Genomic DNA, 12242 nt, shown 5'->3' on the forward strand with positions numbered 1-12242 from the left:
GCTCTTAGCCATAAAAAACACGAAAACAACCTTTCAGAATGTTCGATATACAAATTCTACAGAACATTGGTATAGAACAGGTTGATTAGTGCAGGGAAGACCGCTTGATGCAGAAATTATCCTTTACGCGTGCAGCGATTGTCACAACATTGTTGCTGGGTGTTGCCGGCTGTAACACGACCGGCACCAAAGATGCCGCTCAAAATACGGCCGCGGCTGAAGATAACCGTATTACCTCAGAAGAATTGCGGGCTTATTGTCCGGCTGTTTCTCTGCGTGAAGGGACAGCTTATTTTTCCAAATACGCAAAAGGTGGTGAGAAAACCTCGGATCATCTGATGTATCAGGCAACCATCACCGATACGACACGCGCCTGTAAATATGGCAGCGGTACCATGACGATGGAAATTGCGGCTGCAGGGCGTATTGTTCCGGGGGCAAAGTTTAATTCCGGCAATACAACAATGCCGATCCGTGTGGCTGTTGTGCAGGGTGATAAAGTCGTTTATTCAAAATTGCACCAACAGCCGGTGTCTTTGAACGCCAAGACAGCATCGCAATTTGTTTTGAATGACAATCAGGTTACATTCCCGATGCCTGACAAACAAAATGTTCAGGTCTTTGTCGGTTTCGATGAAGGTCCTTATAATACCAAATAATAATATAATTGGCCGGATAAAACTTTATCCGGCCAATTGCTTTGAATTTATATTTTAATATTATTGTATGGCTTTTTAAAAAGTAGTGCTTTTTTCATTATTGAAAGAATAGCAATTGGTTTCAAGCCGAAAGAAATTCTTGGGGTGGTTAGATGTAATTCCTGTCATTGCTTTGACAGTTTTTGTACTTTTTGTCGTTTCAGAAAAACTATTGGAAAACTATGTCAGTGATTATTTAAATCAATCGGAAATGACGGGCTTTACACAAGCTCTCTTGGAACAAACTGATAAAATTCTGGTTCAGGCAAAAGAAAAAATTCATGAGGCTAATCGCTCACCCCATGAGTTTTGCTCCTCGAATGATTTGCGCTTTATCAGAAATATCATTTATTCCAGTGGTTATATTACTGACCTTGGCCGTATGAAAAATGAAAGGCTGGAATGTTCCGTCCTGTTGGGCAAAGATACTCCGCAGTTAAACGTTTATGCGCGTGGCATTTTACGCCATGACGACTCGGTGATTTTTGGGGATACACCGTTATTTTCTTCTTTTAATCGGGCTGTCATCCTAAGTGTGGATAATACCAATCTGGTTTTTAACCCCGGTCTTTTATCCAGCTTTGACCGTCCCGATTATAGTTATTCGGTCTATGCCGGTGCGCCTACACTTAATACGATTGTCCGGCTTTTTCATCATCCGGAAGATAATAATATCGACACACCTGATAATATTATTCATTCGAAAACGTGGCATGAAAATAACAAATATTTCTCCAAATTATGTTCACAAGTGAGCTATATCTGCGTCGTTACTGCCGTGGATAATCTGTTATTGCAAAAAAAACACCGCCTGATTGATGCTGTCTTTACGGTCCTCGGCCTGCTGACCGGTGGTTTGGCAGCTCTTTTAATTTTGCGGTATTTTCATAAAGAGCAAACTTTAACAACACAATTGCAGCATGCAATTGCCCGTTATGAGCTTGATGTTTATTATCAGCCGATCGTGAATGTCAAAACCGGTAAAATTATTGCTTTTGAAGCTTTGATCCGTTGGGAAATTCGCCCTGATGATTATGTGCCGGCTGATGTTTTGATCGATTTGGCAGAAAAAGGCGGATTTATTACCGATATTACCTGTTATGTGCTGACCCGTGTCAAAGCGGATATGGCGCAAATTTTACAAGAACATCAGGAATTACGGGTAAATATCAATATCGCTGCCTGTGATTTACAGCATGATATTTTTTATGAAACTCTGGCACGTTTTCAAAATAAGGGCATCCACCCACATCAGATTGGCATCGAACTGACAGAACGCTCTGCAGTGGATTGCCATACTTTTAAAGGCATCGAACGGTTGCGGGGTCTTGGGCACAAGGTTTATTTGGACGATTTCGGTACAGGCTATTCCAGTCTGGCCTTGTTGGGTGAAATTCAGGTGGATGCACTTAAAATCGACAAGGCTTTTACACAAACTATTGGTACTGATGCGCTGACTGTATCGATTGTGCCGCAAATTATTTCTATCGCCAAGAAATATAAGCTCGGCATTGTTGTGGAGGGGGTGGAGACAGAGGTTCAGGTGGCTTATTTCAAGGCGCAGCCTTTACCTATAACAGCGCAAGGCTGGTTCTTTGGTAAGCCACAAAATATTAACGACGTTTATCGATTAATGGGTATAAAAAGCAAGAAAAAGAAAAAACAAGCTTTTTAGTTCTTGTTCTTTAACTCTTTTACTCCAAATAATATTCTCGTGATCTATAGCTGAGCAAAAAACTATGGTTGAGGCTGCAAAATATCCATCGGCATTTCTACGCTGTATTTCACTGGTGCCATAAATAAATCTTTATTGAAGTGATTAAGGTTTGATGAACCATTGGCAGCATTTATGAAATATTCGTTAACCAGTATAGGTTTATATGATCGCCATGCACAAACGATATGAAGCAGTTTTGGAACCTACGGGTTTGTGGTCCATCTTTGATGATGAGGAGGGGATTCCGGCAATGATCGGTGATCGTATTCTCATAGGCTTGAGCGAAGAAGAGGCGGAAGAAGCGGTTGTTTTATTGAGCCAGCCGCAAAAGACAGCTGGACGCAGCGTCGCCTGATCAAAGTTTTTTTAGCACTCAATGGGTGTGTGACATTAAAAAAAGCCGGAGCGTTGATTCAAATCCCGCTCCGGCTTTTTGATAACATGCAATCTAATGCAAGTATTAAGGTTTATGCATCGCTCCAGATCGACAAAGCCTCGACTGTCGCCAGCAAATCTTTGTGACGGTTGATAACAGTCTCAGCACCTTCTTCAGTCAGCTGGTCTGCATGACCCGGATAGCTGTGTGCACCACCGGTAAAGCCGATAACGCGCATGCCGGCGCTACGCGCTGCCTGTACGCCGTGGGTTGAATCTTCAACAACGATGACATCTTTCGGTGCAACGGTGAACTGTTGGGCCGCATAAAGGAAAACATCCGGCGCTGGTTTGCTTTTCTTGGTGCCGACTTCGGGTGCCGAGAAAATATGTGGTGCAAAACGGTCATAAAGGCCGGTACGGTTGAGGGTAATTTTCAGGCGTTCCATGCTCGAATTTGAGCCGATGCAGAACGGATATTGCAGCGCGCTGATCACGTCTTCAATATCGTCAATGATCTGCACTTCATTTCTCAAACGATCATCCAGCTCGACATTGACTTTATCAAGCAGACTTGCCGAAAAAGGCAAACCGGACTGGCGCTCAACTTCCAGCAATGTATTTTTCCATGTCAAACCGGCAAAGCGTTCTGCCATTTCCTCTGCGGAGACTTCATAACCGGCATCGGTGAGAAGTTCGGCTTGCACTTGGGCTGCAATAATTTCTGAATCAACCAGAACGCCATCGCAATCGAAAATAATCAATTTGGGTGCAGACATAGAAAAATGTTCCATCAGAGATGTTGTGCCGAACCTGAACGGTCGCAGCTGGAAATGAGGCATAATGAGATATAGGGCAGGCAGTTACAGACTGCCAGCCTTTTTTGGTTATTATGCTTAAAACAGCTACGATATCTATCAAACTTCGCCAGCCAGTTCGCGGCGTTTGCGGTCAAGCTCTTCGCTATAGCGGCGCAAGGTGTGACTTTCACTTAAAAGGCCGATCACTTTGCGCTCTTGTGTATTGTTGATGACGGCTAAGGCTTCGCTTTCACTGCGGTCAAAGCGCGAAACGGCTTCTTTGGCGTTCATTTCCGGTAATAAATATGCCTGTTTAAAGCGCAGCAAATCACGCAAATCGCCTTCATTGTCTTTGTCAGCAAAACTGCTGGAATAAACTTCTGGCAGTGAGATCATACCGGCATAACGACCATTTTCATCAACGGCGATGACGCGTTGTGTGGAGCCCAGCGGAAATTCTTCATAGAACTTTTGCAAATTCGTATCGATATTCACGGTACGCACATCATGACGCATCATTTTATTGACGGTCAGATTGCGTATCCAGCCAATATCATGGGCACTGCGAATGCTCTCACCGCGCAAATGAAAACGCCATGTCGCGAAGGAGTAACCGAAGGTTTTGCGCACTAACATTGAGGATGCGAGCACTGCACCAAGCACCAGCATCATGATCGGGAAGTCACCGGTGAGTTCCAGTGCCAGAAAGGTCATGGTCAAAGGGCCGCCGATGATGGCGACCGCAAAGGAACTCATGCCGATCACGGCATAGACAACAGGTGTCAGCGTTGTCGGCAGAATAATGCCAAAGATAATAGCAAAGAGTTTGCCAACCAATGCGCCCAAAAAAAGAGACGCGAAAAACAAACCACCACGAAAGCCCGAACCGATGGAAACGGCCGAGGCGACGGATTTGGTGATAATGAGAAAGATGATGGCGAAAAATGAAAGCTCCGAGCCTAAATCAAAATGCAACGCACCGTGACCGGAACCCAAAACCTGTGGTGAGAAAAGTGCAATCACACCAACTAGCGCACCACCGACCATCGGCGTTAAAATGGCTGGAATGAAGCTTTTACGGGTGGTTTTTTCGACATAAGTCACCATACGCATCACGACAATGCCAAGCCCTGCACACATCAGCCCAAGCATGAGTGCCGGCACAAAGTCGCCGGTGGTGACAGCTTCCAAAGTGCCGATATTGATATCCATCGTCGCGCTGCCCAAAGAGCGGGTCACCATTGTGCCGATAATCGCGGCAACCATGACAGGTGCCAAAGTGGCAATCGAATAGGCGCCGATGATCAACTCAAACGCATAAAAAGCACCGGTGAGCGGCGCATTAAACGCGCTGGCAATCGCAGCTGCAGCACCGCAGCCAACAAGGGTACGCATATCCGAGCGGCGCAATTGCAATGCGCGGCCAATACGGGAGGCAAAGCCGCTGGCTAGCTGGGTGAAAGCAGCTTCCAGACCTACTGAGGCACCAAAGCCATTTGAAACAAGATTTTGCCCAACCAGAATAAAACTGTCGGTAAGGGACAGATGTCCGCCATGAAGGGCATTGGCTTCGATGGGGTCAACGATGGGTTTTTTATGCCATCTGGCGAGCACCCAAATGATGCCGCCCATCATGACGCCGCCTGCTATGGGCGCAATGAGCGCAGACCAAGGTAAATCACTGGCAGCAGCACTTAAATGATCATCGGGGCCAATTTCAAACACAGCCTGATGGAGCCATTGCGAGATTTGACTGATGGCTGCAACAACAAATGCAGCAATCAGACCGACAAGAGCTGCAGCGATCACGAGACCCAGCTCGCTGCTTCGCACCAGTGCACGCCACCTGAATGGTACGAACAGCAAGCGCACATAAGGTGTATGGCGCAGCTTTACCCAATCAATCATCAGTCTCTGCTCACTTGTGATAGCCATATGTCTTCAAGCATGGCCGGATCATATTCATCTGCAAATCATATGTTAATTATTGAGGCGATTTGGCTTAAATAAGTGCTAATTTTCAGTGCTAAACTTTAATCAACGCGCCTCCAAAATAAATATGGATTCATGTTTGAATAGTTTTTGAAGGTTTTTTTAAAATATATCCCAGTGGCTTGCCACCAAGAAAGGCGCATTCCTCGGGTTTTGGATCTCGCTTAATAAAAAGTTTACAATTTCAATGGGTTGTCGTTAACTTGATGTTTACCCTGTTCGGTAACCATAAGGGCAAGTTTAGTAACGCGTCCTCAAGTTATCGAGTATCCCATGTCTTTAGTCCGTCTTGTGAATGAATTGCCGGTTGAGGCACCTCGCGCCGCCTGGCTTGATACCATCCTCAAGGGTGATTGTGTGGCGGCTCTTGAGCGTCTGCCGGATCATTCAGTTGATGTTATTTTTGCAGATCCTCCCTACAATCTGCAATTGGGTGGTGATTTGCACCGTCCGGATCAGTCAATGGTGTCTGCTGTTGATGATCATTGGGACCAGTTTGAAAGCTTTCAGGCCTATGATGCCTTCACGCAAGCATGGCTTTTGGCCTGCCGCCGTGTGCTGAAGCCAAATGGTACCATCTGGGTTATTGGTTCTTATCATAATATTTTCCGCGTTGGCACCAAATTGCAGGATCTGGGCTATTGGATGCTCAATGATGTGATCTGGCGCAAAACGAACCCGATGCCTAACTTCCGTGGCCGTCGTTTCCAGAACGCACATGAAACGCTGATCTGGGCGTCACGCGACGAGAAAAGCAAAGGTTATACTTTCAACTACGAAGCGATGAAAGCTGCCAATGATGATGTGCAGATGCGCTCCGACTGGTTGTTCCCTATCTGTACCGGCCATGAACGTCTGAAAGACGAGAACGGCGATAAAGTTCACCCGACACAAAAACCGGAAGCTCTGCTTGCGCGTATTTTGATGGCCTCCAGCAAACCGGGTGATGTTATTCTGGATCCGTTCTTTGGTTCAGGCACAACCGGTGCAGTTGCTAAACGTCTTGGTCGCCACTTTGTCGGTATTGAGCGCGAGCAGGATTACATTGAAGCAGCGACTGCACGTATTGCAGCTGTCGAGCCGCTGGGCAAAGCTGAATTGAAAGTGATGACTGGCAAGCGCGCTGAGCCACGTGTGGCTTTCACCAGCGTGATTGAAGCTGGTCTTCTGCGTCCGGGTACTGTCTTGTGCGATGCACGTCGTCGCTATGCAGCAATCGTGCGCGCTGATGGTACTTTGGCAACCGGCGGAGACGCTGGTTCCATTCACCGTATGGGGGCTAAAGTCCAAGGCTTTGATGCCTGCAATGGATGGACATTCTGGCATTATGAAGAAAATGGTGTTTTGAAGTCGATTGATGATTTGCGCACTGAAATTCGTCAGCAAATGGCTGCCGCGGGAGTATAAGTCTCAATTGTAGCAACTACATGAAAATGAAAAAACGCCTGTATCGATTTCAGGCGTTTTTTTATTTTAAACAGTCAAATGATAGGAAGCGAGATCGCTGCGCAAAGTTGTCGGGTCAGTAAACAGTACTGCCTGCCAGCCAGCCTCTTGGGCGGCAGCAATATTTGACGGATTATCATCAATGAACAGTGTTGCCACTGGATTGAGATCAAAGCTTTCAACATGGAGATCGTAAATCTCGCGCTCCGGTTTCATCAAAAACACATCACCTGAAACGGTGATACCGCGCGGTTCTTTCAAGAAGCTAAAGCGTTCTTGCGCTTCGCGGAAAGTGTCGGAAGCAAAATTGGTGAGCATGGTCACGTCATGCCCGTCAGCTATGAGCTTACGAAAAATGGTGACAGTATCTTCATAGGCATATGGCACCATTTTATGCCAGTTTTGTCGGAAACCTTTGATATGGGCTACACGATCGGGAAATTGTTCAATAAGAAGATTTTCTGCATCCTCCCAACTGCGTCCCCGATCCTGTTCGATGTTCCACTCATTAGTGCAGATATTTTTTAAAAACCAGTCCCGTTCATTTTGATCTGGGATCAGTTCGGTAAAACCTAAACTTGGGTCATAATGAATAAGTACGCTGCCAATATCGAAAACGATATGTTTGATCGCAATAGTCATTTAGTGGGCCTCCTGATCTTAAAACTATTGGGTATTGCTTCAGCAATCGCCTTTTTCATCACCGTTGGCAAGGCTTCACCATTTAATGCATCTGCCGCTGACCACCAGCCGTCATTGGCCTGCCGCTTGTCTGCACCAGTGGTGTGGTAGACAGTGAGGTGCAATTCAAAATGGGTGAAAATATGGGTAATCATACCCGCATTGCGCCAGTTTGCCTGAAAAGGTGCAGCGCTTAAATCTGTGCTGCCGTCAATGCGTGAGTTCCAAACTGATCCCGGTACTTCGGCCATATTTTGCAGCAGGCCTTTTTCAGTTCTTTTGCGCAACAAAATAGAGCCGTCGTTAGCCTCAGCCACAAATGCTGCACCCAGCCTGACCGGGCGCTCTTTTTTGGGCGCCTTGACCGGAAAATGTTCCGGATCGTGGCTTTTCAAAGCAAGGCAATCATTGTTCAACGGGCAGAGGGCACAAGCTGGACGTTTGGGCGTGCATATGGTCGCGCCTAAATCCATCATCGCCTGAGCAAAATCTCCCGGTCTGTCCTCGGGTGTGATGGCAGCAGTCAGTTCACGGATCTGGGCTTTAGCTTGTGGCAGAGCAGTGGTTAGCGCATAAAGTCTGGTGACGACACGCTCGACATTACCATCAACGACTGCTTCTGGTTGGTTGAAGGCAATGGCGGCAATTGCGGCTGAAGTGTAATCGCCGATGCCCGGCAGTTTTTTAAGCTCAGCTGCATTTATCGGAAAGCGCCCGTCATGCTGGGAAACCACAAGTTCGGCGCATTTTTTCAAATTGCGGGCGCGGGAATAATAGCCAAGACCCGCCCATGCGCGCATGATGTCGTCATCATCAGCGGCGGCTAAATCTTCGATGGTTGGCCAATTTTGTGTAAACTTAAGAAAATAGGCTTTGACCGCTTCAACAGTCGTTTGTTGCAGCATCGCTTCCGACATCCAAACTTTATAGGGATCGGCTTTAACCCCTTTCGCGGATTGCTCAGGTGTAATACGCCACGGCAAAACCCTGTGGTGTCTGTCATACCAACGAAGTAATGATTGAGCTATTTTCATGTGTTAACTGTTACGATAAGCAAAAGGAGGCTGCATCACGCGAATTGCCGCAATTCTATCCAATGCACATGAATTTTACCGCTTTAAGATTGACATTCATATGTTGCATGCGCAGGCATGGGTAAAGTGTAGTGGAAAATGGTTATTTAATTTATGCCGATACCGGTCTATGTCATCAATTTGGAGCGGTCACGCGCGCGCTGGGAAGCGTTGCAAAAGCGTGCGAATGATCTTGATTTACATTTGCGACGTGTCGAGGCGGTGGACGGACGCAATTTGAGCCAAGTGCAGCTTGCAAATTTTGATGAAGCTTCATTTCGCCGTTTGCACGGAAAAACACCGTTGCCCGGTGAGATCGGTTGTTATTTCAGCCACCTGAAGGCATTGCAGATTATTGCCGACGGTGATGACAATTGTGCGGTCATTATCGAAGATGATGTGCTTTTTGCCAATGATTTCAATGAGGTTATTGAAGAATTACAAGACATTCAGGGTTGGGATGTTATCAAATTGATCAATAACAGAGTGAAATTTTTTCAAAGTAAATATGTCACTATTGGCGGCGTGGATGTCGGGCGCTGCATGCATGGACCATTGGGCTGCGCGGGCGGTTATATGGTGACGCGTGATGGCGCTAAAAAACTTCTCAATACAATATCTAAGATGGAATTGCCCTATGATGTGGCGCTTGAGCGTGGCTGGTCAGGAGGCTATCGGGTTTACATCGTTAAAGATGCGGTTATTCAACTCGCAAATGAATTGGGCTCCACTATTCTGGAGGGTGGTGCAAGCTATAAACGTGTTCGTTTTCCGGCATGGAAGCGTCTTGGTGCACTGAAATTCAGGACAACCGACTATATCAGACGTATGATTTATGCTCTGCGTAAGTCGACTTTATTCATTGGTGATAAATGACATTTTTACACAGGAATTTTATCAAGCGCCGCAATTTTGATCAGTGGGTTTTAGCTTTTGGCGGCGCGTCGATGCCGATACGTATCGGTGTCGGGCCTGTTGTTGTTTTTTTGTTCAGTTGTATTGGCATTTATCTGACGGCATTCAGGCATAAATCAACCAAACCGTTTGTTGGTTTGTTTTTATTTTTCATCATTCTTTATTTCCTTTGGGTTTTTGGGTTGATTGTCTGGCGCGGTCAGTTGAGCTTCAGCAACCGTCAGATCGGTTATACGTTACTATTGGTACTTTTTTCTTTTGCCGGAGCCGGTATGGTGCTGGTTCGTGATCCGGTGCGCTTTTATGCGCTGGGTTCACGGGTTGGTATTATTTTAGCGGCGCTGACAGCGATGTTTGTTTCGCTTTATAATGGCGGTCGTGTTGGTATTGGCGGCAATCAGGCGGTTTTTGCATTTGTTGCCGCTACTGCCGCTATTTCTGCGACTTTGCCGGTTCAAAACACACCGCGTTTTTTACGCAATGGTCCGCAATGGCTGGCGCTGGGTTTTTTGGCCGTCATGGTTTCCGAAACCCGCGCTGTCTTAGTGGTGATGCCATTATTGTTGATGGTTGAAATCGTCGTTTATCTGCGAAAGTTCAGCTGGCAAAAACAAAGTGCAGTTTATCTAGGTTTGATGGTGTTGCTCGGCGCCATGTTTGTGGTGGGGCCTGCGGGAAAAATAGTTGAGAAGCGTTTTACAACGATGCTCAACTATTACGAAACCGGTGATGCCACACAATGGAAAGACAAGCATAGCGCGGATATTCGCATGGCCATGTGGCGTGGAGCTGTCGCGGTCATTCAAGAGCATCCGCTGACAGGTGTCGGTACCATGGATAAAATGAAGCTGGTACAGGCACATGCCGGCGCCGACAAACAATTGCTGAAGGGGTTCTGGCATGTTCATAATATCGTGCTCGATGAAATGCTCCATAATGGTCTTGTCGGCCTGTTATTATTGAGCGCTGCCTTTATCTCGGTTTTTCTCCAGCTTTGGAGGACCGCACCTGATTATGCAACCAAACGGGTATTATGTTATTTTGCAGTGGTGCTGATCGCTTACGGAATGTTGCATGCACCTTTGCTGCATGAAACATGCATTGCTGCTATTATGCTTTTTATTGGTGTTTTAAATGCTGCACGCGTGAAGCGGGTTATTTATAAGCCGCAGTAAAATCGAACGGACATATTGATCATGAACGGGATGAAAGAGGGACGCGGATTTCGGCCACTAGCGGATACAGCAACCAATCTTTTGGATCCGGTTTTGCGCAAACGTGCCGGTATCAATCTATCGCTGATCCAATCATGGGAAGATATTGTCGGTGCCGGTCTTGGTCAATCCTCGCGTCCGTTACGGATAATGTGGCCAAGGCGTGCACATGAAAATGATCCGTTTCAGCCTGCTACATTGGTTGTGGCATGCGAGGGCTTTGCGGCCATGCGCATGCAGCACGAAACCGGTGAAGTCATCAATCGTGTCAACGGATTTTTAGGCTTTGCCGCGATCGGACGGATCAAGATTGAACAAAAACCGCTTGAGCGCAAACAAGAACGTCGACTGCGCAAGCCTGTTGATATTCCACCTGGTCAGGCACGCAAAATTGAAGGCCAGACCAGTGTCATTGAGGATGATGGTTTGCGTCTTGCATTGGAGCGTTTGGGGCGCAATATTGCTGCCAGCAAGTTGAAGAAAAATCGCTGAGTGTTGAAGGCAAAGAATATATGTTCCCGACAAGTCGGTGAAATTATCCGGCTGACAACAACCGCCACAATGTTGCTATAGACTGTTATTAGAAAACAGGCGGCAAAACGGGTCTGGTTCTGATCAATGATCCGTTTTAAAGTAATGTTTTATAACAATGTTTTGAACAGAATTGGATGATTCGCATGAGCCTTACGCTTAATCGCAGGCATGTTATGTCTCTTGCAGGTGCTGCTGCCACAGGACTGGCTCTTTCCGGCAATGTTGCTTTTGCCCAGTCGCGCGCGGCTGAAGGCTCCGTGGATGCAGCTAAAGTTGCCGAACCGGGCAAGTTGAAAGAAATGATTTACGGCAAGGAAGATGCACCGGTCACGATCGTTGAATATGCATCTTTGACATGCCCGCATTGCGCTGATTTCACCCTCAATACATTCCCGAAAATCAAAGAAAAATATATTGATACCGGTAAAGCACGCCTGATTTTCCGCGAATTTCCTTTTGACCCGCGTGCAACAGCTGCTTTCATGCTGGCACGTTGCGCACCGGAAGAGCGTTATTTCCCGATGGTAAATGTGTTTTTCCAGCAGCTCCAACAGTGGGCGATGGCACAGGATGGTGAAGCTGCATTGTTGCAGATTGCCAAGCTTGCAGGCTTTACCCAGGAAAGCTTCCAGGCTTGCCTGACCAATCAGGAACTTCTGGATGATATTAACGGTGTTCGTGAACGTGGTTCATCTTACGGCGTTAATGCCACCCCGACCTTCTTTATCAATGGCCAAAAATATGCCGGTTCGCTTTCTGTCGATGACATGTCAGCCATCATTGATAAGTTGCTTTAA

General features: G+C 46.6%; 12 protein-coding genes. 8 read left to right on the top strand and 4 right to left on the bottom strand.

The genetic code is table 11. The features are described 5' to 3' along the window. Positions 1 to 107: 107 nt before the first annotated feature. From JNC77_RS04605 to JNC77_RS04615, 3 genes are all read left to right on the top strand, one after another. On the top strand, positions 108 to 659 hold the full coding sequence (locus JNC77_RS04605; RefSeq protein WP_374829860.1) for a hypothetical protein: 552 nt from the start codon (positions 108 to 110) through the stop codon (positions 657 to 659). A 139-nt stretch (positions 660 to 798) separates the two neighbouring features. Continuing rightward, the gene (locus tag JNC77_RS04610; RefSeq protein ID WP_374829862.1) at positions 799 to 2373 is read left to right on the top strand and encodes an EAL domain-containing protein; all 1575 of its coding nucleotides are present in this window, start codon (positions 799 to 801) and stop codon (positions 2371 to 2373) included. A gap of 238 nt (positions 2374 to 2611) precedes the next feature. Then, a complete protein-coding gene (locus tag JNC77_RS04615) occupies positions 2612 to 2770 on the top strand; it encodes a hypothetical protein (protein ID WP_374829864.1) in 159 nt (52 codons plus the stop codon). A 112-nt stretch (positions 2771 to 2882) separates the two neighbouring features. On the opposite strand, the gene JNC77_RS04620 is transcribed toward JNC77_RS04615, so the two are convergent. Continuing rightward, a complete protein-coding gene (locus JNC77_RS04620; RefSeq protein ID WP_374829866.1) occupies positions 2883 to 3569 on the bottom strand; it encodes an HAD family hydrolase in 687 nt (228 codons plus the stop codon). 138 nt (positions 3570 to 3707) lie between these two features. Next, the gene (locus JNC77_RS04625) at positions 3708 to 5495 is read right to left on the bottom strand and encodes a chloride channel protein (protein ID WP_374830507.1); all 1788 of its coding nucleotides are present in this window, start codon (positions 5493 to 5495) and stop codon (positions 3708 to 3710) included. Between the two features lie 360 nt (positions 5496 to 5855). Here JNC77_RS04625 and JNC77_RS04630 point away from each other — a divergent pair, with 360 nt between their 5' ends. Beyond that, positions 5856 to 6989 carry a site-specific DNA-methyltransferase gene (locus JNC77_RS04630; protein ID WP_374829868.1) on the top strand — a complete coding sequence of 378 codons (1134 nt, stop codon included), beginning with the start codon at positions 5856 to 5858 and terminating at the stop codon, positions 6987 to 6989. Between the two features lie 66 nt (positions 6990 to 7055). Here the strand turns inward: JNC77_RS04630 and JNC77_RS04635 are convergent, their stop codons facing one another. Next, positions 7056 to 7670: an HAD family hydrolase gene (locus tag JNC77_RS04635; RefSeq protein WP_374829870.1), complete on the bottom strand. Its 615-nt coding sequence runs from the start codon at positions 7668 to 7670 to the stop codon at positions 7056 to 7058. Next, entirely contained in the window at positions 7667 to 8743 is a 1077-nt protein-coding gene (gene mutY, locus JNC77_RS04640; RefSeq protein ID WP_374829872.1) for an A/G-specific adenine glycosylase, read from the bottom strand. The genes JNC77_RS04635 and mutY overlap by 4 nt, the downstream gene beginning before the upstream one ends. A gap of 153 nt (positions 8744 to 8896) precedes the next feature. Between mutY and JNC77_RS04645 the strand changes: the two genes are divergently transcribed. From JNC77_RS04645 to JNC77_RS04660, 4 genes are all read left to right on the top strand, one after another. Then, complete coding sequence (locus JNC77_RS04645) at positions 8897 to 9658, top strand: glycosyltransferase family 25 protein (protein WP_374829874.1); 762 nt, start codon at positions 8897 to 8899, stop codon at positions 9656 to 9658. Continuing rightward, positions 9655 to 10872 (top strand): O-antigen ligase family protein, encoded by a 1218-nt coding sequence (locus tag JNC77_RS04650; RefSeq protein ID WP_374829876.1) that lies wholly within the window; start codon positions 9655 to 9657, stop codon positions 10870 to 10872. The genes JNC77_RS04645 and JNC77_RS04650 overlap by 4 nt, the downstream gene beginning before the upstream one ends. Positions 10873 to 10893: 21 nt before the next feature. Continuing rightward, entirely contained in the window at positions 10894 to 11403 is a 510-nt protein-coding gene (locus JNC77_RS04655; protein ID WP_374829878.1) for a DUF721 domain-containing protein, read from the top strand. Positions 11404 to 11588: 185 nt separating this feature from the next. Then, positions 11589 to 12242: a DsbA family protein gene (locus tag JNC77_RS04660; protein WP_374829880.1), complete on the top strand. Its 654-nt coding sequence runs from the start codon at positions 11589 to 11591 to the stop codon at positions 12240 to 12242.

It is taken from the genome of Paenochrobactrum pullorum (assembly GCF_041929845.1).
Classification (GTDB): Bacteria; Pseudomonadota; Alphaproteobacteria; order Rhizobiales; family Rhizobiaceae; genus Paenochrobactrum; species Paenochrobactrum pullorum.